The following is a 22,493-nucleotide window of genomic DNA, read 5'->3' as shown; positions in this document are numbered from 1 at the left end:
GAGGTTTTGTCAGGGGCTCGTGACCCTATCACGTGCGGGCGCGCGTGTCCGGCTGCAGGAATGCGGCGCGACTGGACAGTTCCGCCGCAGCCTCGCGCAGCAGGCCCGTATCCACGGCCGGATTGCCGGCGAGGCTTGCGGCGGTGGCGGCGAGGGCGCGGGCGGCACGGTGCGGATCGCGTCCCACCCGGCGCAGCCGGGCCAGCGTCATGTCAAGCCGCCGCGCGGCTCCCGGCGCCAGTTCCGGTTGCTGGAGAAGGCTGTCCAAGTGCAGAATGGCGGAGCCCAGCAACAGGATGGCGAAGCTGCCCTCGACCGCCTCTTCCTTGTCGGAGCCGGTTTTGTCGGCCCAGCGCACCAGCCGCAGCAGGCGGTGGTAAAGCCGCGCGCGCCACACGGGGCGGCGGCGGGAGGCGCCCCGGCGGCCGGCCATGGCCTCGATCTCGCGCACCATCATGGCGACCAGCGTCCGCAACCGCCGTTTGCCGTCGACGGGAAAGATCAGCCGGAAGGCGACCAGCCCGATCGCCGGCCCCAGAACCACGGCGACGCCGGCCATCAGGGAATGCGGAAAGCTGCCGGTCAGCGGCCATACCGGCTGGAGAAGCAGCAGGACGACCATGTTGTAATCGAAGCCGATCGGTCCCGACGCGCGGCGGTGCGCGAAGAGGAAGCCGCCGAAGACGATGAAGGGCATCATCGACAGCACGAGGCCGGTCTCGCCGCCCGCCAGCGGCCAGACGAGCCACCGGCAGGCGAGCGCGCCCGCGACGCCCAGCGCCTGGCCCACGATGACCTGACGCAGGAGCCGGACCGGATTGTCGGCCGTGGAAAACACGGTTGTCATGATGGCCGTGCCCAGCAGCATGAAGGCGCCGGCCTCCCAGTCAGTCGCCAGCCAGATTCCGCCGACGGCGAGAATGGCGAGCATCGTGCGAAGCAGAGCCTGCCGCGCGCCGATCCAGTCGCGGTGCAGGGCCGCCGCGTGCGTTCCGGCCGTCTGCCATGCACCCTCGGCGGCGCGTTCGCGGGCGGCCGCCGTGGTCAGATCGGCAAGGGCGCCTTGCAGCACGGGATCGAATGCGGCGAGCCCGGCAGCCCGGTGCAGGGCCGCATCGGCGTCCTGCGGCCGACAGGGCTCGTTATAAGCTTCGGCGGCCTCGCGCAGCGCCGCGGCCAGCGGCCCGTTTTCCGCCCGCCGTAGCGGGCGACGCATCCACAGCAGAATGGCGACCTGTGCCAGCAGCAGCCGGCGCACCGCCCGCACGGCCTCGCGCGAGCGCAGCGAGCCGGCCGCGCGGCCGTCCAGCCTGTCTTCTATCGCAGCCATCCCGGAGAGCAGCACGTGATGCGCGGCGTGGTCCGGCGGCGCCTTTCCGGCGAGACAGGCCGCGAGATCCGCGAGAATCCGCCGTGACAGCCGGCGCGGCCCGTGGGTGAGATCGTCCGGATCGTCTCCGGGCGCGGCAAAGACCCAGCCAATGGCGAGCGCCACCAGCAGGCCGAGCAGGACCGTCAGCATGCGGTCGACGCCGACGGCGAGCGGGCTCGCCGATTGCGCGCTGTGCAGCAGCGTCACCATGGCGGCGGAATAGCCCGCCAGCATGGCTCCGTAGGAGGCGAAGCCGCGCAGGATGTTGCCCGCTCCGGCGCACAGGCCTATCCAGAGCGCGAGGCCGGGAACGATCACCCACGGCCAGCCGTGCGACGCCAGCAGCAGGCCCATGCCGAAGATCGCGCCGAGCACGGTGCCGAGCGCCCGGAAAAGGCTTTTCTCGACCAGTTGACCCCGCACCGGCTGCGACGCCGCCCACACGGTCATCGCGGACCATTGCGGATGTTCGAGTCCGAGGAGCCACGCAATGAACAGGGCGCAGCAGGCCGCGATGGCCGTTCGCAGGGTGAAGCCAAGGCGTGCCGCATCGAGCCCGAGCCGTTCCGGAATCTTGGACGCGGTCATGGACGGCCGTCTCCGCCCTCGCGCAGGGTCCTGAGCTGCGTGTCGATCCGGTCGAGCGACGCGATGAGCGCTTCCATCTCCGTATCGTCGATGCCGGCCAGCATCTGCCCTTCGACCGCTGTCAGCACCTGCTGGATTCCTGCCACCGCTTCCTCGCCTGCGCGCGTCAGGAACAGCAGGTTGGAGCGCCGGTCGGACGCATCCTGACGGCGCTCGATCAGGCCCTTGGCGGCGAGGATATCCAGCAGCCGGACGAGGCTCGACCCATCGATGCCGACGCGCACCGCCAGATCCTTCTGGCAGATGCCGCCGCCGGAGCGGCCGATATGGACAAGGGGGCTCCAGGTGGCGTCGGACAGGCCGACGTCGGCCAGGCGGGCATCGAGCGCGGCGCGCCAGCGGCGGGCAACGCCGACAAAGAGCATACCGAAGCGCTCGCGGGGAGGGGCGGGGTCGTTCATGAGAAGATGCAATTCAAATAATTTGTATTCAAATCATATAGCCGCAATGCTTCCCCGTTGCAATGCTCCCTCGCCGGAGGAGCGTTTCGTGCGCTGCGCAGCGGCCACCCCTGTTGCAACAGGACGCCCGCCCCCATGTGAGCGGCCGCGAGTTGTGATATGTAGGCGGCGGCGTTCAACAGGCGGGTCATCATCATCGTGCAAGTGAAGATCGAGGCAGGCGCTCCTGCCGCGCGGCAGGAAGGTGTGCTGGCCGTCGAAAAGAGACGTGCCTTCCTCGTCCGCGCAAAGCCGTTTCTGGTCGCTTTCGCCATCTGCGCGACGCTGGGGCTTTTCGCGGCGCTGATCGCGGAAATCGATCCAGGCGCGGTGATCGCCAGCGCAGCGAAAACGCCCGGCTGGCTGTTCGCTCTCTCGCTCGGCCTCAGCCTCGTCAGCTATGCCGCGCTGATCGGCTACGACCTGTGCGGCCTCCGGGCCGCGACCGAGAAAAGGGTGCCGATGCGGACCGTCGCCTTCGGCTCCTTCACCAGCTATGCCATTGGCCACGCGCTCGGCTTCCCGCTGCTGACGGCGGGTGCCGTGCGCTGGCGTGTGTACGGCCGTGCCGGGCTGTCGCTGGCGGAGGTGGCGAAGCTCACGGCGGTTGCCGGCGTCACCCTTTGGCTCGGCATGGCGGCGGTTCTGGGGCTCGGCGGGGTGATTGCACCACACACGATAGCCGCGTTCGACGGGCTCCCTGCCGCGCTCAACCGGTCCATCGGCGCCGCGCTGCTGCTTGCGCTTGCGGCGCTGGTGATCTGGTGCGGACGCCGCCAGCGTTACTTCGGCCGGAATGAGGCGCGCGTGCGCCTGCCAGGCGGCTGGAGCGCGCTCGGGCAGATCGGCCTCGGGGTCGTGGACGTATCGGCGGCGGCGGCCTCGCTATGGGTGCTGATGCCGCCGGAAACCGGCGCCGCCTTTCCGGCTTTCGCCGTTGTGTTCGCCGCCGCCATCATGTTCTCGGTGGCGAGCCACGCTCCGGCGGGTCTGGGCGCCTTCGAGGTGACGATGCTGCTCGCCTTCCCGCACGTCCCGTCGGAGGAGCTGCTCTCCGCGTTGCTCGTGTGGCGGCTCACCTACACGCTTATTCCCTTCATGGTCGCGGCGGCCATGTTCGGCGCGTACAATGCAAATCTGCACCGTCCCGACAGCAGGGTGATGCGCGCGATGCGGAAGTTGTTGCGGGTCGTTTCGCCCGTCATTCCCGCTTTTCTCGCGCTGCTGACGTTCATGGGCGGCCTTGTCCTGCTGACGTCCGGCGCGCTGCCGGCCGACTATTCGCGTATCCGCGCGTTACGCCATCTCGTGCCGCTGCCTTTCGCCGAGGTGTCGCATCTCGTCGGCAGCGCCGCCGGCGTGGTCCTGCTCGTGCTCTCGCGCGGACTGTTGCGGCGGCTGGAGAGCGCCTGGACGGTGACCATCGTCGTCATGGGCGCCGGTATGGTCGTCTCCCTGATGAAGGGGTTCGACTGGGAGGAGGCGCTGATCCTGGGGTCGGTGGTCGGCCTGCTGTTGCTGTTTCGGTCCTCGTTTTACCGCAAGGCCGGGCTCCTGTCGGAGCCTCTGGAGCCATTCTGGCTGATCGCGGTCGCCCTTGTCATCGGCTTCACGATCTGGCTGGGGTTTACCGCCTTCGAGGACCTGGACTACAGCCGGCAAGCCTGGTGGGAGTTCGATTGGCACGACGACGCCTCGCGCTTTCTGCGCGGCAGCCTCGCGGCGGTGGTCGTCGGCGCCGGCCTGTTGCTGTATGCCATGATCCACGGCGCCAGAGCCCCGCACCGCACCCATCCGCCCCTTCCGGACATGCTGGAAAAGGCATTGACCTTTGCCGACAGGGCCGATGCGCAGCTCGCCTTCCTGGGTGACAAGCAGTTTCTGATGCATCCGGCGGGTGATGCCTTCATCATGTATGCGGTGCGCGGTCGGAGCTGGGTCGCCATGGGCGATCCCGTCGGGAACCCGACGCGCGCTTCCGAACTGATGTGGCTCTTTTTCGAAGAGGTTGACAGGAACGACGGCTTGCCCGTCTTCTATCAGGTGAGCCCACAGTGCCTGCCGCTCTATCTCGACGGCGGCCTGTCCCTCACCAAGCTGGGCGAGGAGGCGCACGTGGACCTGAAGGCCTTCTCGCTCGACGGGCGCGCGGGACGGGACTGGCGCAACGCCCTGAACCGCGCGGCGCGCGACGGGCTGTCGTTCGCCATCATTCCGGCGGCGGAGGTTCCTTCGCATTTCGCGGAACTCAAGGCGGTGTCCGACGCCTGGCTGGCAGAGCGCGGCTCCCGCGAGAAAGGTTTTTCCATCGGCTTCTGGTCGGAGAGCTATCTGTCGCGCTTCGATATCGCGGTGGTGCGGCGCGAGGGCCGGATTCTGGCCTTCGCCAATCTGTGGTACGGACAGAAGGGCGGCGAGATAACGGTCGACCTCATGCGGCGCCTGCCGGACATGCCGGCGGTGATGGATCTGCTTTTCGTCAGCCTGATGCTGCACGCGAAGACCGGCGGCTACGGCTGGTTCAATCTGGGTATGGCGCCGCTGTCCGGCCTCTCCGGCCACAGGCTGGCGCCGGACTGGCACAAGTTCGCCGCCTTCGTGGCGCGGCATAGCGAGCGGTTCTATGGCTTTCACGGCTTGCGGGCATACAAGGAAAAGTATCATCCCGTATGGGAACCGCGCTATCTTGCAAGTCCCGGGGGGTGGGCCCTGCCGCAGATTCTGCTGGATGTGACGACGCTGGTTTCGGCCGGGCCGAACGGCGCCACGACGGCATGATTTTCCGGCAAACGACAACGAAAGACGGGCGGCGATGAAATCCATTGTGCTGTTTCGCATCCTTGCCAGCCTTGTCGCGGCGGGAATGCTCGCCATCGGCGTGGTGCTCTTCGGCAGCAGCATCCTGTCACATATCCTGCCGCCCCGGTTGACGGTCTCCGAAATCGATACCGCGACCTTCGGCAAGGTCTCCGTCACGCGCCCGGAGGTGGACGTGCGCGGGCTCGCGGTGCTGGTGACGGATGCCGCCAGCGCCTCCGCGCGCGATGACGACGTGCAGGCGCTCGCGCGTGCCGGGCTCATTACCGTGACGCTGGATTTCGACGACGTGCGGGCGCGGCTCGCCGCCGCCCCGGCGGACAACGAATGCCACTACGTCTCGGACGACCTGAAGGACCTTGCCCGCGAGATCGAGAAGGATCTGGGCCTCAGGCGCTATTTCTATCCGATCATCATCGGCCGCGGCGAGGGTGCCGCGTTCGCCTACGTCGCTGCGGCGCAGGCGCCGGTCAATACGCTGGCGGGCGGCATCAGCGTCGGCTTTCAGCCGGTGATCCGCGCGGACAGGACCTATTGCTTCGACACGCCCCTCACTTCCGCCGGCGACGGGCTGTTCGCGCTGCCGCCGCCACGGGCCCCGCTGCCGGATGCGTGGCGCGTGATCGCGCCGGAAAGCGACCGCCGCCGAATCGAGGATTTCCAGTCGGCGCTCGACGACGCGCGCTTCATTCCGGCGGGGGACGACGACGCGGTGCGGTCCGCGATCGTCGACAACGCCCTGAAACTGGGAGGCGGAGGAGACCGAGGTGCCTCGGGATTGCCGGTTTCCGTCATCGAGCCGGAAGGGAAGGCCAACGCGCTGGCCATCATTGTTTCCGGCGACGGCGGCTGGCGCGACATAGACAGGGAAATCGGCGAGTGGCTGGCGCAGCGTGGCGTGGCCGTCGTCGGGCTCGACTCCCTGCGCTATTTCTGGGCCAAGCGGGATCCGCGCGAACTGGCCGCCGATCTGGGGCTGCTGTTCGATCATTACGGCCGGGCGTTCGGCGTGAACCGTTATGTGCTGGCCGGCTTCTCCTTCGGCGCGGACGTGATACCGGGTGCCTGGCCCTCCATGACGAAGGCCGTGAAGGACAACGTCGCGCTGGTGTCGCTGCTATCGCTGGGGCTGACGGCGGATTACGAGGTCACGCTGGAAGGCTTCATCAGCGCGGGCACGTCCTCCGGCGCGCCGATCCCGCCGCTGCTCGCCGGCCTGCCGCTGGACCGCACCCAGTGCATCTACGGCAAGGAAGACGCCGACAGCGGCGATACGTCCTGCACGGCCGCGGAGCTGGGGCCGGCGCAGCGCGTGCCGTTAGAGGGCGGCCATCATTTCGACGGCGATTACGCGCATCTGGCCGAACTGATCTGGCAGCGCCTCCAGCCGGCGGGGCAAGGGGCGGCCGCGCCGTGAGGCGGCGGGAAGTTCTTTGTCGCGCCACGGACGGGCGATAAGCTGCGCGTGCAAGTCCGGGTCGCCGATTCCATCTGGAGAAAATCGCCGTGAATGACTGGGGCCTCATCCTGACTCCCGTCCGGCATATCTATGCCCGGTTCTGGCGCGTGTCGCGCTGGTATCTCATGGGCATTGCCGTGGTGGTGGCGTTGTCCGCCGTTGGCAATGTCGTGGCGCCGACGTTGTTTTCCCGCCTGATCGACGATCTCGGCGGCGAGACGCCGCCGGCGCTGATGATCGCCTTCTTCATCGGTTATGCCGTGCTGCGCGGGGTGACGACGGCGCTGACCTACGCCCTCAACTACATGTCGCTCATCGCCGCGCAGAACCTCAACTTCATCGCCGGCACCAGTTTCTTCGAGCGCCTGCTGCGCAAGAAGATCGGCTTCTTCATCGACCACAACCCCGTCGAAATCCAGAGCGCGCGGGAGAAGGGCGAGCAGGCGATCTTCATCATCGTCCAGCTCGCGCTGATCGTCTTCCTTCCGGGTGTCATCCAGATTCTGCTCAGCATCGGCGTGCTGGGCGCGGCGATCAATCTGGAGATGGTGGCGATCGTCATCGTCTACGGCGCCATCTTCATCACGCTCACGCATTTCGCCAACCAGTGGACGCGGGCGCTGCTGGACAAGGCCGTCGCCGCCGGCCAGGAAAACGCGAAATACATCGGCAATATCGTCAACGCCATGGAGACGCTGCGCTATTTCGGCGGAGACCGCTGGATCACGGAGACGTTCTCCGCCAGGGCCGGCGAGGCGCGCACCGCGTGGACGCGATGGGCCGGGCGGCGTATCGCGCTCGCCGTGCTGTTCGGCGCGGCGCTCGCCGTGCAGCTATCCGTTACCTTCCTGCTGCTGCTGCCGCGCTACTACGCGGGCGAACTCACGGTGGGCGGCGTGGTGCTCATCAACATGCTGATGATCCAGCTCAACCAGCCGTTCGAAATGATCGGCTCGGCCATCGACGACGTCGCGAAGGCCTATGCCGGCTGCCTGCCCTTCGCGCGCATGTGGACGGCGGCGGAAGAGCCGGAAACGGAGCACCGCCGCACCCTGCGAATCACGGAAGGGCGGCTGTCGTTCGAGGACGTCGCATTCGCCTACGGGCCGCGTACCATCGTTTCCCATGTCGGCTTCACGGCGGACAGGGGGCGCATCACGTTCCTGACCGGGGAAACGGGTGCGGGCAAGTCGACCGTGTTCAAGCTGGCGCTGAAGGCACTGGAGCCGGAGAGCGGCCGCGTCATGGTGGACGATGTCGACCTCGCCACCGTTTCCCGGCACGACTGGTACGAGGTGGTCGGCGTCGTGCCGCAGGACGTGCTGCTGCTGAACGATACCATCGCCGCGAACATCGCGCTCGGACGTCAGATCGACGAGGAGCGCCTGAGGCGGGCGACCGAGCGGGCTTCGGTGACGGACTTCATCGGCCGCCTGCCGGATGGCCTGCAGACGAAGGTCGGGGAGCGCGGCCTCAAGCTTTCCGGCGGCGAGCGGCAGCGCATCGCCATCGCCCGCGCGCTCTATGCCGATCCGCAGTTCCTGTTCCTGGACGAGGCCAGCTCCGCGCTGGACGAGGCGACGGAAACGGAAATCATGACGGAAATCAGAAGGCTGGCGGACCACATGACGATCGTCGCCATCACCCATCGCCGGGGCGTCATCGCGCCGGACGATCAGGTGATCGAAATCGTGGACGGCACCGCAAGAATCCTGCCGAGGGGAAGCCTCGCCCACTCTCCGCGGGAGGTTGTGCCGCCGTGAGGCATACCGCCGCGAGGCCGCCGCCCGGCGGCCAAGGCGGCTGCCGCGCCGGCAAACGATGGATCGTTCATGAAAGCCGTGTTCCCGTCTCCCGAATAAGCGCGAGCTTGTCGGGGTTGCGCACGATGTAGATGCCCGCCGCGCGATCCTGCTCGTCGCAGGAAAAACTCACCGCCGCGATGAGGCGCCCGTTCTCGAAGAGCAGCACGCCCAGCAGGCCGTTGATGGGGGCGATCCGCCATTCGTAAGTGCGCCACCACTGCGTGAGGCGCGCCGCGACGAAAGCCAGCACCTCGGCCCTGCCGGAAACCGGCTGCCCGATGGCCGCTGCCTTGCCACCGCCGTCCGCCGCGAGCACGATGTCGTCCGACAGGAGAGTGGCGAGCGCGCCCGTGTCGCCGGTCGCCACCGCGTGCTGGAAGGCGGCGAGCAGCCGTTCCTGACGCGCCCGTGGCGCGACATGGCGCGGCTTCTCCTCACCCACGCTTGCCCGCGCCCGCGAGACCAGCTTGCGGCAGGCCGCCTCCTGCATGCCGAGCGCCGCGGCGACGGCATCGTAGTCGAGATCGAAGATATCGTGGAGCAGATAGGCGGCGCGCTCCTTCGGCGTCAACCGTTCGAGAAGAAGCAGGAAGGCGGTCGACAGGCTCGAAGCCAGCGCGACGGCGTCCTCCGGCGTTTCGTCGCTGGCAAGCTGGATAGGCTCCGGCAGCCAGACGCCGACATAGTCCGTGCGCGCCCGCTGCGCGGAGCTGAGGAGGTTGAGGCAGCGGCGCGTGCAGGCGGTGGTGAGCCAAGCCGCCGGGTTCGCGATAGCAGCGCGGTCGGTGCCGCGCCATTTCAGGAACGTGTCCTGCACCGCATCCTCGGCGTCGGCGTGCGAGCCGAGGATGCGGTACGCCAGCCCCAGAAGGAACGGCCTCTGGCGCTCGAACAGGGCCATGTCATGCGTGTCGTCCATGCCGTTGCCTCCTTCCGGGGCATGCTTCAATGCGCGGAAACCTGCAGGCGGTTCCACAGATTGATCATCCCCACCGTCGTCGTGAGGACGCCGATCTCGCTGTCGCTGAAGTGCCGGCGCAACCCGGCGCGCAGTGCGCCGTAGTCGGTCTTGCGGTCGAGGGAGGTAAGCGCCTCCGTCCATGCGAGCGCGGCGCGCTCTTTGGGCGAGAAGTCGTCGACCTGATCCCAGACCACCAGCCGGTCGAGCCGTTCGTTGGTCTCGCCGTCCTCACGCGCTTCCCGCGTGTGCATCTTCACGCAATAAGCGCAGCCGTTGATCTGGGAGGCGCGCAGCAGGACGAGATGATGCACGGTGCGGTCGAAGCCGGTCGCGTCCAGCACCTCGTGGACGTGCAGCAGCGCCTTGAACGCCTCGGGGATGGTCTGGGAATGGTTGACGGGTTCGCTGGTCGTCATAACATGATGCTCCTGTGGGAGGGGTTGACATCTTCATGACCGGCGAGCCCTCCGGTTTGTGACGTCCGGCGCAAGGAAATTCGGCTGCGATATCGCAGCCATCGCACCCGGCAGGCAGGCCCATCCCCTCCACGATCATCAGATGAACGACGCGGTGTTTCCCGTCCGCGAGGGCGAAAGCCTGAACGGCAGGGAAGGCGAGTGATCATGCGGCCGATCATCCGGCTGCCCCGGCAGGCTGGCTGCGGTAGAACCTGAGCAACTGCGCGTTGATGGCCACGATGACTGTGCTCGCGGACATGAAGACAGCGCCGACCGCCGGCGTCATCAGGAAGCCCGTGCCGAAAGTGAGCCCGGCCGCCATCGGAATGGCGAGGGCGTTGTAGGCGGTTGCCCAGATCAGGTTCTGCACCATCTTCCGGTAGGTGGCGCGCGACAGGCCGATGATCGCGGCGACGTCGCGCGGGTCGCTGCGGACCAGCACGACATCCGCCGATTCCACGGCGACATCCGTTCCCGCGCCGATGGCGACGCCGAGGTCAGCCCGCACGAGGGCGGGGGCGTCGTTGACACCGTCGCCCACCATCGCGACCCGCAGGCCACGGGCCTGAAGCTCGCGGATGCGGGCCGATTTCCGGTCGGGCAGGACCTGCGCGAAATACTCGGCGATGCCGAGTTCGGCGGATACGGCCTTCGCAACGCCTTCCGCGTCGCCCGTCAGCATCACGGACCTGACGCCGAGACGCTTCAGCTCCGCGATAGCTTCCTTCGATTCCGGCCGGACGATGTCCGCCAGCGCGAACAGGGCGCGCGGCTCCCCGCCCCGCACCAGCACGACCACCGTCTTGCCCTGCGCCTCAAGCTGCACGAGCCTTTCGCCGCCGACGGCCTTGCCCTGCCGCAGCAGATGGCCGGGACTGACGACGCTCACCTCTTCTCCCTCCACGAGCGCCACGATGCCTTCACCGGTGATGTTCCGGACGTCTGCGGCCTGCGGCAGCGCGAGCCCTCGCTTTTGCGCCTCCGCAACAAGGCCACGTGCGACGGGATGCTCGGATCGGCTTTCGGCGGCGGCGGCGTAGCGCAGTTCCTGCGTCTCGTCGCCCTCCGCGAGCAGCACGATGTCGCTCACGCCGAACCGGCCTTCGGTGAGCGTGCCCGTCTTGTCGAACACCACCGTATCGAGGTGCCGCGCCCGCTCGAAGGCGGCGCGGTCGCGGATCAGCAAGCCGTTGCTGGCGCCGAGCGCGGTGCTGACGGCCACGACGAGCGGAACCGCGAGGCCCAGTGCATGAGGGCAGGCGATCACCATCACGGTGACCATGCGTTCGAGCGCGAAGGTGAAGGACGCCCCGAGGAACAGCCAGACGACGAGCGAGCCAATGCCCGCCGTCAGCGCGATGCCGGTCAGCCATGCGGCGGCGCGGTTCGCGAGGTCCTGCGTGCGCGACCGGCTGGCCTGTGCCTCGCGGACGAGATTGATGACCTGCGAGAGATACGTCCTGTCCCCGGTCGCGGTGACGTCGATCGTCACGGCGCCAGCGCCGTTGATCGCGCCACCGATGGCGCTGTCGCCGCGGGCCTTGGAGACGGGCCGCGATTCGCCCGTCAGCATCGCCTCGTTGAAGGAACTCGCGCCCTCGACGATTGTCCCGTCCACCGGCACCTTGGCGCCGGGGCGGATGAGGATGCGGTCGCCGGGCTTCAGCGCGGAGATGGGCACCTCCCGCGCCGCGCCGGCCGCGTCAATGATCGTCGCGGTGTCGGGAAGCAGCCGGACGAGTTCCTCCAGCGCGCGCGAGGCGCCCATCACGGAGCGCATCTCCAGCCAATGGCCCAGCAGCATGATGACGATCAGCGTCACCAGTTCCCAATAGAAGGATTCGCCCGGCAGGCCGAAGGTGACGGCGGCGGAGTAGAAGTATGCCGCCGAGATCGCCAGCGCGATCAGTGTCATCATGCCCGGTTGCCGGTCGCGCAGTTCGGACACGAACCCCGTCAGGAACGGCCAGCCGCCATGGACGTAAATGACCGTGGACAGAGCGAACAGAAGCCAGCCGCTGCCGGGAAAGGACAGCGTATCGCCGAGCCCGAACCAGTGCTGGATCATCGGCGACAGCAGCAGCACGGGCGGAGTCAGTGCCAGCGCGCCCCAGAAACGGCGCCGGAAATCGGCGACCATGGCGGCATGGTCGTGGCCAGCGTGGCCGTGGTTCCGGTGGGTGGTCTGCGTGGTGGTGGAAGAATGATGGGCATGCATAGGGCCTTCATGCTGGCCGCGATGCTCCGCATGGGAATTGTGTTCGGTCATCGGCCTCTGTCTCCGGCGCGGATGGAACGCTGTTGTCAATCCGGAAAGGGCGGGGGGCCTCGCCCCTCGCCCCGGCGCTTCAGGCGGCGTACGCGACGAACGCCATCATCCCGGTGACCATATGGTAGAGATGGTGGCAGTGGAGCGGCCAGTGGCCGGGATTCCCGGCGTCGAAGGCGACGGTCACGGATGCGTGCGGCGGCACCAGAACCGTGTCGCGCACCGCACCGGCGATGGCCACGCCGTCAATGGCGGTCACCTGGAAATGATGCCCGTGCAGGTGCATCGGGTGCGCCATCATCGTTGCGTTGACGAACGCGACCTCGATTCGCTCGCCCGGCGCCACCTGCAAGGCGTCGCCGCCTTCGAGGCCCCAGACATAGCCGGCCATGCCGCCCGTCAGCGTGAGGGTGAAGCGGCGGTCTGGCGCGCGTGCCGCCAATGGCCGGGCGGCCGACAGCCGCTGTTCGAGGTCGAGACCGAGCACCGGCCCGGCGCTTTCTCCTCGCACGGGGAGCTTGCGCACCTCCGCGCCCGCGGAGGCGAGGATGATGCCGGCGCGTTCGGCCGCTCCCTCGCGCAGCGCGAGGATCGGATACGCACCGCCTTCCGGCGGCAATCGCAGGCGGATGTCGAGGCGCTGGCCCATGGAGACCGGAAACGCATTCCCGTCGACCGGCTGCACCTGCTGCCCGTCGACGGCGATCAGCGTGCCCGCGAGGGCGCCGGTATCGATGGTGAAGGCAGTCGCCGTTGCGCCGTTTATGATGCGCAGCCGCACCCGCCCGCCCTTCTCCACCGGAACGACCTGCGGGTCGTCGAGGGTGCGGTCGTTGGCGAGATAGGCATCGTAATCGATGTCGTTGAGGTCCATCCCGGCCATGGCCCCGTGATTCATCATGCCTGCATGATTCATGGCTCCCTGGCCCATCGCTCCCTGGCCCATCGCTCCCTGATCAGGCATGCCGTGCCCCATCATGGTACCGTGCCCCATGCCGCCGCCTGCGGCGGATGTTCCCCGGAGGCGGGCGAGGAGTTCCTCCGCGGGGGTGAAGGAGAAGTCGTGCAGCAGGATCACGACTTCCTGCTCGTCGCGCTGCCGGTCCTCGTCCGTGCGGACGATCAGCGGCGCGGCCAGCAGGTTCTGCTCCTGTAGCGTGTGCGCGTGCATCCAGTGCGTGCCGCCGGCGCCGGCCGGGAACGTGTAGCGGCGGGTTTCCGCCGGTCGCAGGGACGCGGCCGGATTATCCGGCACGCCGTCCATTCCCCACGGTGGCGTCAGGCCGTGCCAGTGGATCAGCGTCGGGGCATCGATGGCGTTGGCAAGCGTCACATCGAAGCTGGTGCCCGCGTTGAGGACAAGCCCCTGCGTGCCGTCCGGCTGGGTGAGGCCGAAAACGCGCGCGGCGCGGCCGTTGATATCGAGCGTCCGGCTGACGACCGTGAGCTGGCGCGAACCGGCATTCGGAGAAGGGGCGGCCGTTTGCGCCGGCGCTGAGGCGGGCAGCGAAAGGCCGGCGGGCGCGGCGAGCGTAGCCGCGCCGCTCATCAGCCGGGTGAGAAAGTCACGACGATTCATGATGGAACTTTCGTTTCCGTGCCGGCGCGAGGCCGGCGAATGGGTCTGGAAGCGCCTTCGGTGCATCGGGCCCGAGAGCCGTTGTTTCCGGGGCAGGCGATGCACAGACAGCGGGACGAGATGGCGCGCCGGGGGCGGCCCGGCCTGTCTCAGACCCGGAATCGGGGAGGGGCCAGAACTGGCGGAATCGACCGGCCATGGCCGGTCTGGTCGGCCCATTCGTATGGCCCGCCAAGGGAAGACAGGTCGGGGACGTCCGCTCCCGCCGGATTGACTGCGACGATGCAGACGCCGCAGGCGACACTGCAGCAGGATTTGTGATCGCCGGCTCGGGTGTGACCGGCGTGAGAGTGATCGCTCCGGGGCTGGTCCGCGTGGTCATCCGGCGCGGAGGCGTCGGCGTGATGCGGCTGACCGGTGTGATGCGCCTGCTCGGCGTGATCGCGGCAGGGTACGGAGGCCGGCATGGGCATGGCCGATGCCGAAGGCGCGGCCAGCAGCGCTGCCGCGACCAGCAGGGCCGCGAGCAACCGTGCCTGCATGACCATGCGCCAGACTTTCGCCATCGGCCGAATCAACTCCCGCTCCAGCGACAGTCTATCATCCCCGGCCGGCCGACGCAGCGCCGCGATTCACATCAGCGCCGGCTGGCCCGGCCCGCGCGCATGAGCCGCCAGACGACGACGGCGGAGAGGCCCGCGATGAGGGCGGCGGTGAGCAGCGCCGCCGAGAAACCGGCCGAGTATGCCGTCCGGGCCTGCGTGATCGCGATGTCCGCCGATTCCGTCAGGCTGGCCGCCTGCGGCAGGTCGCCGGCCACGACGGCATCGGCAAAGGCGCGGGCGAGGGCGCATGCCTCGGCGCCATCGCACGGCCCGGTGGCGAGCATGCCGCGCACGGCGGTAGCCAGAATGCCGCTGAGCATGGCGAAGCCGAGCAGGATGCCCGAAAAGCGCGCGGTCGTGCTGATTCCGGATGCCATGCCGGCGCGCTCGCGCGGCACGACGCCCATGATCGCTTTCTGGGTCTCGCCGTTGAGCAGGCCGCCGCCGCTTCCGAGCACCAACATGCCGAGCATGACGACGGACCAGGCGCCGAGCTGCGCCCCCCATCCCGTCAGCGCGTTGCCCAGCCCCACGACGACAAGGCCGACGACGAGAATGGACGCCGGGGAGAGGTAGCGGCCGAGCAGGCGGCCGACATGCGGGAACGTCAGCATGGCGAGGGCGAAGGGCAGCATCGCGAAGCCGGCCTCCAGCGGTGGGCGGCCAAGACCGTTCTGCAGGAACAGCGGCAGGAGCGAGGCCATCACCTGTGCGCAGGCCGCATAGGCGAACATGGCCCAGACCGCGCCGACCAGCCTGGGATTGCGGAAGAGCCCGAGGTCCAGCATAGGCCGCGCCTGAAGGCGTTCTGCGATCACGAAGGCCACGAGCGCGCCTGCGCCGCCGGCAAAGCCGGCAACGGCGTTAATGGAGGTCCAGCCGTGCGCCTGCCCGTTAATGAGCCCCCATGTCAGCCCGAACATCGCCGAGGCAAAGAAGAGGATGCCGGCGGGGTCGAGCCGCCGGGCAGCCTCGTCTCGCGATTCATCCACGAACAGGAAGGCTGCGCCGGCCAGGGCGGCGCATATCGGGACATTGACGTGGAAAGCCCACCGCCAGCCGAGCAGATGGGCGATGACGCCGCCGGCGATCGGCGACAGCACCATCGTCAGGCCCATGATGCCCCCCCATATCGCCCACGCGCGGTTCCTTTCCGCGTCGCCGTGGAAGGCGTGGGCGATGACGGCGAGCGCGGGCGCCAGCAGGAACGCGGCCGCCGCACCCTGGAAGGCGCGCGCGAGATAGAGGCCGGCGGCGGACGGCGCGAGCCCGCACAGGAGGGAGGCGAGGGCGAAGGCGCCGATGCCGACGAGGAACACGCGCCTGCGCCCGAACCGGTCCGCGACCGCACCGGCGGGCAGCAGCAGCGAGGCGAAGCACAGCACATAGGTGCTGACGACCCATTCGATCTCGGCGAAGCTCGCGCCGAAATCGCGGGCGATGGTCGGCAGCACGATGGCGACGATATTGGTGTCGAGCACCGTCATCGCGCAGCCGGTCGACGCGGTCAGCAGGAGGGGCAGAGGCCGCGCGGCGCTGCGTGCGAGGGAGAGCCCGACGGTCATCATACGGACCCGGCAGGCGTGGCGGCAAAGGCTGGTTGGCCCGGCGCGCGGTGCGGTCTCGGCATGGTCATCCTCCTGCGGGTGCGGTCACGCGCCAGTGAACAGCAAGCCGGAATTTCTTTCATTCGCGATTTTCTCGCTTATTATTAGGCATGGACTAATATGAAACGATGGGAGCGGGATGGAGCTGAGGCATCTTCGATACTTCGTGACGCTGGCCGAGGAACTGCACTTCGCGCGGGCGGCCGAGCGGCTCAACATCGCGCCGCCGACGCTGACGGTGCAGATTCAGGAAATCGAGCGTACGCTGTCGGCGCGTCTCTTCCTCCGCACGAAACGCTCCGTCACGCTCACGCCGGCGGGCGAGATCTTTCTCGCGGAGGCGCGCAATGTCCTTGAACAATATGCACGCGCCGAAAGTGCGGGCCGGCGCGCTGGCCGGGGCGAGATCGGCCGCGTCGAGATCGGCTACGTCGGCTCTGCCGCCTATGCCGGCGTGCTTCAGGACCAGACGAGCCGCTTCCGCCTGTCGTGGCCGGGTGTGCATCTCGATGCCCGCGAGTTTCCGATGGACGAACTGCCCGGGCTGGTCGCCGACGGGCATGTGGATATCGGCTTCGTCCGCCTGCCGATGGCGTTGCCGCGTGAGCTGAAGGTGCATGTCCTGCTGCGCGACTATTTCTGCCTCGCGCTGCCCGGCGGCCATCCCGAGGCCGGGGAGACGCGCCCGCTGCGGCCGGCCCTGCTCGCCGGGGAGGCGCTCATCGCGCCCGAGCAGCAGGCCGGAACCTACGAGGTTGCCCGGCGAGGCAGGTTCGCGCCACGGATCGTCTCGTCACCCGGCAGCCTGCTCGCCGTGCTGACGCAGGTCTCGCTCGGCACCGGGATATCGGTCATTCCGGGCATCGTGCGAGACATCATGCATATGCCGAACGTCGTTTTTCGCCCCGTTGCCGGCGAGCCGATTCCCTCGGAGGTCGCCGCCGTTTTCCGCGCCACCGAAAGCGCGCCGACGGTGAAGACGCTCATCCGGCAGATCGTGCAGTCGCCCGCCATCGAACTGGATGCGGGCGACCGATGAGGGGGCGTTATGCCTGCGCCGGCTCCGCTGCCCGGCGTTCCTCGACCATCGTCTTCAACGCCACGTAATCGGGCTTGCCGGAGCCGAGAAGCGGGATTTTCCCGACGATCACCTCCGCCGGCACGGCGAGTTCGCTCACGCCCTTTCCGCGCGCGAAGGCGAGCAGCTCGCTCCGGCTCGCACCCTCTCCGTCGATGACGAGAACCAGTTTCTCGCCCTTGCGCGGGTCGCTCACCGCCGTCACCGCCAGCGGCAGACCCGGCCATCGTTCGGAAGCGAGCGCCTCCACCGCCGCGAGCGAGATCATTTCCCCGCCGATCTTCGCGAAGCGCTTCGCGCGGCCGAGGATCGTGACGAAGCCGTCGTCGTCGATGTTGACGATATCGCCGGTGTCATGCCACCCCTCCGCCGGCGGTTCCAGAACGCCCGGTTTTTCCGCCCTCAGATAGCCCGCCATGATGTTTGGGCCGCGGATGAACAGGCGTCCGCCGTCCTCGACGCCTTCCACCGGATCGAGGCGCGCATCGATCCCCGGCATCAGCTTCCCAACGGTGCCCGGCTTGCTGTACATCGGCGTGTTCAGCGCTATCACGGGCGAGGCCTCCGTCACGCCGTATCCCTCAAGGATGCGCAGGCCGAACTTGTCCATGTAGGTGTTGCGTGTCGACGCCTTCACCGGTTCCGCGCCGGCGAAGCAGTACCGCACCGAGCGGAAGTCGTAGGGGTGCGCGGTGCGCGCGTAGCCCGCGAGGAAGGTGTCGGTGCCGAAGATGATCGTCGCGTTAGAGGAGTAGATGGCCTCCGGGATGATGCGGTAGTGCAGCGGCGAAGGATAGAAATAGACCGGAACGCCCGACACCAGCGGCAGCACGGTTCCCGCCGTCAGACCGAAGGAGTGGAATACCGGCAGGACGTTGAACACCTTGTCGCCCTTGTGGAAATCGACCCGCGCCGCCGCCTGCGCGGCGTTGGCGAGCATGTTCGCGTGGGTGAGCACCACGCCCTTCGGCGTGCCTTCGGAGCCGGACGTGAACAGGATGACGGCCCGGTCGCCGCTCCGCCTGGCTACCAGCGGCCGCCGTCTGTTCAGCCGGGCCAGCACCTTGCCCCGCAGGCCGATGGCGGCCCGGATGTCTTCGAGCCAGACGATCCGCACGCCGTCCAGCGTCAGTGCCTCGACCACGTCGCCGAGGCGCGCTCTTTCGACGAAGGCGCGGGATGTCACGACGCTCCTGATCTCGGCGGCCTTGCAAGCCGACCTGATATTGAGGAGCCCCGCCGAGAAATTCAGCATCGCCGGCACCTTGCCGGCCGACAGCAGCGCGAGCCAGGTGACGGCGACGCCGTTCGCGTTCGGCAGCAGCACGCCGACGGCTTCCTCGTCCGCCAGCGCATGGCGCAGTTCGTGGCCCAGAGCCCGTGTCGCTGTCAGCAACTCGCCGTAGGTCAGCGTGCCGGACAGCGGGTCCTCGACAGCGACGCGGCCCATGCCGAAGTCGTCGGCCGCCCGCACGACCTCCTCGAACACGGTTCCCGTTTTGCCGGAGGTGGAGAACACGAGGTTGGACATGATCGTGTAGAGCTGGGCGCCTGCGGCCATGCGGCGCTTGCGCCCCGTGATGCCGGGTTCTACCTCCAGCCGCTCCGGCGGGTTGATCATCACCCGAACCTTGGGGAACAGCCGCCGGCGCGTCTGCATCGACGAGAGATGCGAGACGAAGGTCTGCTCCAGCCCGTCGATCTTGATCGGCACCACCATCGCGCCCGTCCTGTCGGCGACCATGGCAGCGCCGTCGTAGACCTTCATCAGGCTGCCCGTCACCGTGATCCGGCCCTCCGGGAAGATGACGAGGGGATTGCCGGCCTCGACAAGCCGAATCAGCGTGCGCGTCCCCATCGGTTTCGTCGGGTCGAGCGGCACGGCGTCAACGAGAGGCAGGAACGGCTTCACCCACCATTTCTTCGCCACGCCCGCATGGATGGCGAACACCGGCCTGCGCAGCGAGCCGTTTTCCGTTATCGCCAGCGCCAGCACTGCATCCAGATACGACACGTGGTTGAGCGCGAGTATGGGCGTGGGGCCGGCCTTTTCGAGGTTCTCGATGCCGCTCACCTCAAGCCGGAAAAATGCCCGGAAGAGGATGGAGATGAAATCGCGCAGCGGTCTCGTCGGCAGGAAGCGGAACATGAGCACGCCGGCGGCGACCGACGCCAGCCCCAGGCCGAACGTCACCATCGCCAGCGAGGCGCCGACACCCTGGACGCCGGCCACGATCAGGCCGCCGGCGGTCGTGAAAAGCGCGTTCATGATATTGTTCGCCGCAACGGCCCGTGCCCGTGCCTCCGGCCGCGCCCACGCCTGGAACGCAGCGAACGCCGGCACGATCAGGAAGGCGCCCGATATCGCGGCGAGCGCCAGCGTGACGACCAGATTGAGCGCGAAAGGCTGAAGAAAGAACGCCAGCCCGCCGGCGGGCGATTCCGGCGCTGGCAGCGAGGCGATGAGCCGCGACAGGTTGAGGCAGGCCAACCCGAAGCCGATGGTGCCGACGACGGCCTGCAGCAGCACGATACGGCCCGCCGAAAGCCAGGCCGCGATGGCGGAGCCGACGCCGATCGACACCGCGAAGACGGCGAAGCAGATGGCGATCGCCACCTCGTCGCCTCCGGCGGATTTCACGAAGGGCGGCACGATCGACATGACGATGGCGCCGCATAGCCAGAACCACGATACCATCAGCGAGGTGATCAGCAGCCGCCGCTCCGACACGACATCCTGCAGGATGCGCCACGACGAGGCGGCGATGTTCCGGCTCACGCGCAGGCCCGGCGCGGCCGAGCCCGTGCGCGGCATGAAACAGCTCGCCAGAAAGGCGAGGGCGGAGAACCCCCCCAGCAGCGCACCGAAGATGTAGGGATTGTCGCCGCCGCCCGCGAACGAGATGCCGGCGAGGATCGTGCCCGTGAGGATGGCGATGAACGTTCCGCCCTCGATCCACGCATTCGCCTTCGGCAGCTCGCTGCGATCCAGATAGTCGGGCAGGACGCCATACTTGATCGGCCCGAACAGCGCCGAGCCGGTGCCGAAAAGGAACAGCGCGGCCATCATCACCGGGATCGAGCCAATGCCGATGCCTACCGCCGCGAGGAAGGCCACACCGATCTCGGCGCCCTTCAGCCAGCGCGACACGGCGGCCTTGTCGTATCTGTCCGCGATCTCGCCGCCCGGCGCGGAAAACAGCAGGAAGGGCAGCATGAACACCGCGCCGGCCAGCGTCACCGCCGATGCGGCCGCGTCCGCCGCCATTGTCGCGAGGATGACGAACACCAGCGTGTTCTTCAGGAAATTGTCCGAAAAGGCGGCAAAGAACTGCGTCCAGAACAACGGTGCGAACCGCCGCGATCTCATCAGCGGCGTCGGGTCTTTCGGTGCGGGCATCATGCGCTCCCAGTCCTTCCCGGCGTCACGCGCCGCGGAAATGGATTGAACATCGTCCGGAAATCAGCATACTTATTATCGAACAATGTTCAATATTTTTTCTGAACATTGTTCATGTTTTTTGACGGGCAGGAGAATGCCGGATGGGAGTTCGCGAAGAGTCGAACGAGCGCAGGCGAGGCGACATCCTCGATGCCGCCGAACGCATCGTGAGCGAGAAGGGGATCGGGCACCTGAATATCCGCGATGTCGCCCGGGCGTCCGGCTGCTCGACCGGCACGATCTACACCCACTTCGCAGACCTCGACGCGCTCGCCCTGCACGTCAACGCCCGCACACTGTCCCGGCTCGCCGGCGCGCTGGACACCATCGAGCGGGAGGATGGGGGCAGCGGAATTGCCGGCCAGCTATGCGCCATGGCCTATGCATACATGGATTTCGCAGCCGGCCACTATCACGCCTGGTCGGCGCTTTTCGAGCACCGGATGTCCCGGCCGCTGCCCGACTGGCACCGGGAGGATCATTTCCGCCTGTTCCGCCGAATCGCTGGCAAGCTGCAGATGCTCCATCCCGGCCTGCCGGACGAGGCGGCCTTCCTGCAGGCACGCACGCTTTATGCAGCCATTCACGGCATCGTCTCCCTCGGCATCGCGGATCGCCTCGGCCGCCTTCCGGACGAGACGCTCAGGGAACAAATCCGCGCGGTCGTCCTGAAGCTCGTGTCGTGACCGGAGACGATCGTGCCCGAGCTGCACCGGGGCTCGTCATGCCGGACACGCCGCTTGCGCCGGCGACGTTTCCGTTGTGCTATCGGATCTGACAGAGCGTGCTTGCCGTGCCTCCCGGCTGCCGGACGCGGCCGCGCGGACGAATCCCGAGGGGCGGTGCCGACATGAGGCTGATCGAATCGGAAGCTGACCTTTCCGAGGGGGTTGCGTGGCTCGCGCAAGCCGATCCGGTGATGGCCGCGATTTTCCAGGCAGCGGGGTTGCCGCCCCTCCGGCGCCGCGCCGGCGGTTTCGAGGGGCTTTGTTCCATCGTGATTGCCCAGCAGGTGTCTGTGGCGAGCGCCCGGGCGATCTGGAACCGCACGCTGACGGTGTTGGGGGAGCTGACCGTGGCGCGGGTGCTCGCGGCCACGGATGACGATCTGAAACGATGCGGCCTTTCCCGCCCGAAGCAGGCGACGCTGCGGGCCTGCGCCGGCGCGATCGCCGACGGGCATCTCGATCTGGCTGCCCTGGCGACCATGGCGGCGGACGACATTCGTAGCGAGTTGACCGCGATTCGCGGCATCGGCGGCTGGACCGCCGATATCTATGCCTTGACCTGTGTGGGGCATGGAGATGCCTTCGCTTCGGGCGATCTGGCGCTGAGGGAGGCCGCGCGCCAGGCCTGCGGTTTTCCCGAGCGGCCGCAGCCGCGCGAGCTGGAGGCCCATGCCGAGCGCTGGCGACCATGGCGGGGCGTCGCGGCGCGGCTGCTCTGGTCCTATTATGCGCTCGCGAAGGGGCGGGAAGGACTGACCGCATGAGGCAGGCTTCTCAAGCGATTCGAGAGTGAGCGGATCATATTGAACCGTCGCGCGGTCCTTCACGGTATTTCCGCGCTCGTCCTGATGCAGGCCGTCGCGGATGGACGTGGATGTGGACGGACGTGGCTACAGACTGCTCCAGGTGCTGCCGAAGACGGAGGCGCCCGGGCGAAGATAGGGCTGGAGAATCGGTTTATTCCGAAAACAGCCTCTCCGACCCTCCCTCAATGCGGGGGAGGGGGAAAAACACGATCGGGCGGCAACGCAAGATATCATTGCCAATCAAGGGACTATGACTGACGAATGATGACGGTTTAAAAAAAGTTGGCCATTCTGCCTGTGGATAATTATTTGAGGGATTGACGTGAGTGGGGGTGTAACTTAGATAGGGGTCACACCGGCGCTGCGGGCGGTTTGAGAGATTGGTTGCGGCGGCTGGGTTTTATTTTTCTGTGAGCGGA

Annotated in this window: 16 protein-coding genes; 7 read left to right on the top strand and 9 right to left on the bottom strand. The window is 67.7% G+C overall.

Annotated features, from left to right (window positions below):
• Positions 1 to 28 precede the first annotated feature (28 nt).
• Both ACFFJ7_RS19310 and ACFFJ7_RS19305 read right to left on the bottom strand, forming a co-directional pair.
• Complete coding sequence (locus ACFFJ7_RS19310; RefSeq protein WP_377594583.1) at positions 29 to 1,960, bottom strand: FUSC family protein; 1,932 nt, start codon at positions 1,958 to 1,960, stop codon at positions 29 to 31.
• A complete protein-coding gene (locus tag ACFFJ7_RS19305; RefSeq protein WP_166955954.1) occupies positions 1,957 to 2,421 on the bottom strand; it encodes a MarR family winged helix-turn-helix transcriptional regulator in 465 nt (154 codons plus the stop codon). Before ACFFJ7_RS19305 ends, ACFFJ7_RS19310 begins: the two co-directional genes overlap by 4 nt.
• 198 nt (positions 2,422 to 2,619) lie before the next feature.
• Here ACFFJ7_RS19305 and mprF point away from each other — a divergent pair, with 198 nt between their 5' ends.
• From mprF to ACFFJ7_RS19290, 3 genes are all read left to right on the top strand, one after another.
• Positions 2,620 to 5,238 (top strand): bifunctional lysylphosphatidylglycerol flippase/synthetase MprF, encoded by a 2,619-nt coding sequence (gene mprF, locus ACFFJ7_RS19300; RefSeq protein WP_377594580.1) that lies wholly within the window; start codon positions 2,620 to 2,622, stop codon positions 5,236 to 5,238.
• A 34-nt stretch (positions 5,239 to 5,272) separates the two neighbouring features.
• Positions 5,273 to 6,694 carry an AcvB/VirJ family lysyl-phosphatidylglycerol hydrolase gene (locus ACFFJ7_RS19295; protein WP_377594578.1) on the top strand — a complete coding sequence of 474 codons (1,422 nt, stop codon included), beginning with the start codon at positions 5,273 to 5,275 and terminating at the stop codon, positions 6,692 to 6,694.
• A gap of 89 nt (positions 6,695 to 6,783) precedes the next feature.
• A complete protein-coding gene (locus ACFFJ7_RS19290) occupies positions 6,784 to 8,499 on the top strand; it encodes an ABC transporter ATP-binding protein (RefSeq protein WP_377594575.1) in 1,716 nt (571 codons plus the stop codon).
• A gap of 67 nt (positions 8,500 to 8,566) precedes the next feature.
• Here ACFFJ7_RS19290 and sigJ read toward each other — a convergent pair whose 3' ends face one another.
• Positions 8,567 to 9,460, bottom strand: coding sequence for an RNA polymerase sigma factor SigJ (gene sigJ, locus ACFFJ7_RS19285; protein ID WP_377594572.1), 894 nt, complete (start codon positions 9,458 to 9,460; stop codon positions 8,567 to 8,569).
• A 26-nt stretch (positions 9,461 to 9,486) separates the two neighbouring features.
• Positions 9,487 to 9,918: a carboxymuconolactone decarboxylase family protein gene (locus tag ACFFJ7_RS19280; protein ID WP_377594569.1), complete on the bottom strand. Its 432-nt coding sequence runs from the start codon at positions 9,916 to 9,918 to the stop codon at positions 9,487 to 9,489.
• 58 nt (positions 9,919 to 9,976) lie between these two features.
• Between ACFFJ7_RS19280 and ACFFJ7_RS19275 the strand changes: the two genes are divergently transcribed.
• Positions 9,977 to 10,123 carry a hypothetical protein gene (locus ACFFJ7_RS19275; RefSeq protein WP_377594566.1) on the top strand — a complete coding sequence of 49 codons (147 nt, stop codon included), beginning with the start codon at positions 9,977 to 9,979 and terminating at the stop codon, positions 10,121 to 10,123.
• Between the two features lie 12 nt (positions 10,124 to 10,135).
• Here the strand turns inward: ACFFJ7_RS19275 and ACFFJ7_RS19270 are convergent, their stop codons facing one another.
• From ACFFJ7_RS19270 to ACFFJ7_RS19255, 4 genes are all read right to left on the bottom strand, one after another.
• A complete protein-coding gene (locus ACFFJ7_RS19270) occupies positions 10,136 to 12,229 on the bottom strand; it encodes a copper-translocating P-type ATPase (RefSeq protein WP_446686894.1) in 2,094 nt (697 codons plus the stop codon).
• 79 nt (positions 12,230 to 12,308) lie between these two features.
• Positions 12,309 to 13,808: a multicopper oxidase family protein gene (locus ACFFJ7_RS19265; RefSeq protein ID WP_377594563.1), complete on the bottom strand. Its 1,500-nt coding sequence runs from the start codon at positions 13,806 to 13,808 to the stop codon at positions 12,309 to 12,311.
• A 149-nt stretch (positions 13,809 to 13,957) separates the two neighbouring features.
• A complete protein-coding gene (locus tag ACFFJ7_RS19260) occupies positions 13,958 to 14,374 on the bottom strand; it encodes a hypothetical protein (protein ID WP_377594560.1) in 417 nt (138 codons plus the stop codon).
• A gap of 71 nt (positions 14,375 to 14,445) precedes the next feature.
• Positions 14,446 to 15,981 (bottom strand): MFS transporter, encoded by a 1,536-nt coding sequence (locus ACFFJ7_RS19255; protein ID WP_377594557.1) that lies wholly within the window; start codon positions 15,979 to 15,981, stop codon positions 14,446 to 14,448.
• A gap of 178 nt (positions 15,982 to 16,159) precedes the next feature.
• Between ACFFJ7_RS19255 and ACFFJ7_RS19250 the strand changes: the two genes are divergently transcribed.
• Positions 16,160 to 17,059, top strand: coding sequence for a LysR family transcriptional regulator (locus ACFFJ7_RS19250; protein ID WP_377594554.1), 900 nt, complete (start codon positions 16,160 to 16,162; stop codon positions 17,057 to 17,059).
• Between the two features lie 7 nt (positions 17,060 to 17,066).
• Here the strand turns inward: ACFFJ7_RS19250 and ACFFJ7_RS19245 are convergent, their stop codons facing one another.
• Positions 17,067 to 20,501, bottom strand: a complete 3,435-nt coding sequence (locus tag ACFFJ7_RS19245; protein WP_377594552.1) for an acyl-[ACP]--phospholipid O-acyltransferase — start codon at positions 20,499 to 20,501, stop codon at positions 17,067 to 17,069.
• A 140-nt stretch (positions 20,502 to 20,641) separates the two neighbouring features.
• Between ACFFJ7_RS19245 and ACFFJ7_RS19240 the strand changes: the two genes are divergently transcribed.
• Both ACFFJ7_RS19240 and ACFFJ7_RS19235 read left to right on the top strand, forming a co-directional pair.
• The gene (locus tag ACFFJ7_RS19240) at positions 20,642 to 21,226 is read left to right on the top strand and encodes a TetR/AcrR family transcriptional regulator (protein WP_166955935.1); all 585 of its coding nucleotides are present in this window, start codon (positions 20,642 to 20,644) and stop codon (positions 21,224 to 21,226) included.
• A gap of 164 nt (positions 21,227 to 21,390) precedes the next feature.
• Positions 21,391 to 22,032, top strand: coding sequence for a DNA-3-methyladenine glycosylase family protein (locus ACFFJ7_RS19235; protein WP_377594549.1), 642 nt, complete (start codon positions 21,391 to 21,393; stop codon positions 22,030 to 22,032).
• The last annotated feature ends 461 nt before the right edge of the window (positions 22,033 to 22,493 follow it).

It is taken from the genome of Pseudochelatococcus lubricantis, assembly GCF_042432495.1.
Classification (GTDB): domain Bacteria; phylum Pseudomonadota; class Alphaproteobacteria; order Rhizobiales; family Beijerinckiaceae; genus Pseudochelatococcus; species Pseudochelatococcus lubricantis.
Note: the sequence above shows the minus strand (reverse complement) of the source record. Positions and strands in the feature narration are given on the sequence as shown.

Coding starts and splice junctions, on each gene's coding strand:
- ACFFJ7_RS19310 (WP_377594583.1), bottom strand. CDS start 1,960: ATGACCGCGTCCAAGATTCCGGAACGGCTCGGGCTCGATGCGGCACGC.
- ACFFJ7_RS19305 (WP_166955954.1), bottom strand. CDS start 2,421: ATGAACGACCCCGCCCCTCCCCGCGAGCGCTTCGGTATGCTCTTTGTC.
- ACFFJ7_RS19295 (WP_377594578.1), top strand. CDS start 5,273: ATGAAATCCATTGTGCTGTTTCGCATCCTTGCCAGCCTTGTCGCGGCG.
- sigJ (WP_377594572.1), bottom strand. CDS start 9,460: ATGGACGACACGCATGACATGGCCCTGTTCGAGCGCCAGAGGCCGTTC.
- ACFFJ7_RS19280 (WP_377594569.1), bottom strand. CDS start 9,918: ATGACGACCAGCGAACCCGTCAACCATTCCCAGACCATCCCCGAGGCG.
- ACFFJ7_RS19270 (WP_446686894.1), bottom strand. CDS start 12,229: ATGACCGAACACAATTCCCATGCGGAGCATCGCGGCCAGCATGAAGGC.
- ACFFJ7_RS19265 (WP_377594563.1), bottom strand. CDS start 13,808: ATGAATCGTCGTGACTTTCTCACCCGGCTGATGAGCGGCGCGGCTACG.
- ACFFJ7_RS19260 (WP_377594560.1), bottom strand. CDS start 14,374: ATGGCGAAAGTCTGGCGCATGGTCATGCAGGCACGGTTGCTCGCGGCC.
- ACFFJ7_RS19255 (WP_377594557.1), bottom strand. CDS start 15,981: ATGATGACCGTCGGGCTCTCCCTCGCACGCAGCGCCGCGCGGCCTCTG.
- ACFFJ7_RS19250 (WP_377594554.1), top strand. CDS start 16,160: ATGGAGCTGAGGCATCTTCGATACTTCGTGACGCTGGCCGAGGAACTG.
- ACFFJ7_RS19245 (WP_377594552.1), bottom strand. CDS start 20,501: ATGATGCCCGCACCGAAAGACCCGACGCCGCTGATGAGATCGCGGCGG.
- ACFFJ7_RS19240 (WP_166955935.1), top strand. CDS start 20,642: ATGGGAGTTCGCGAAGAGTCGAACGAGCGCAGGCGAGGCGACATCCTC.
- ACFFJ7_RS19235 (WP_377594549.1), top strand. CDS start 21,391: ATGAGGCTGATCGAATCGGAAGCTGACCTTTCCGAGGGGGTTGCGTGG.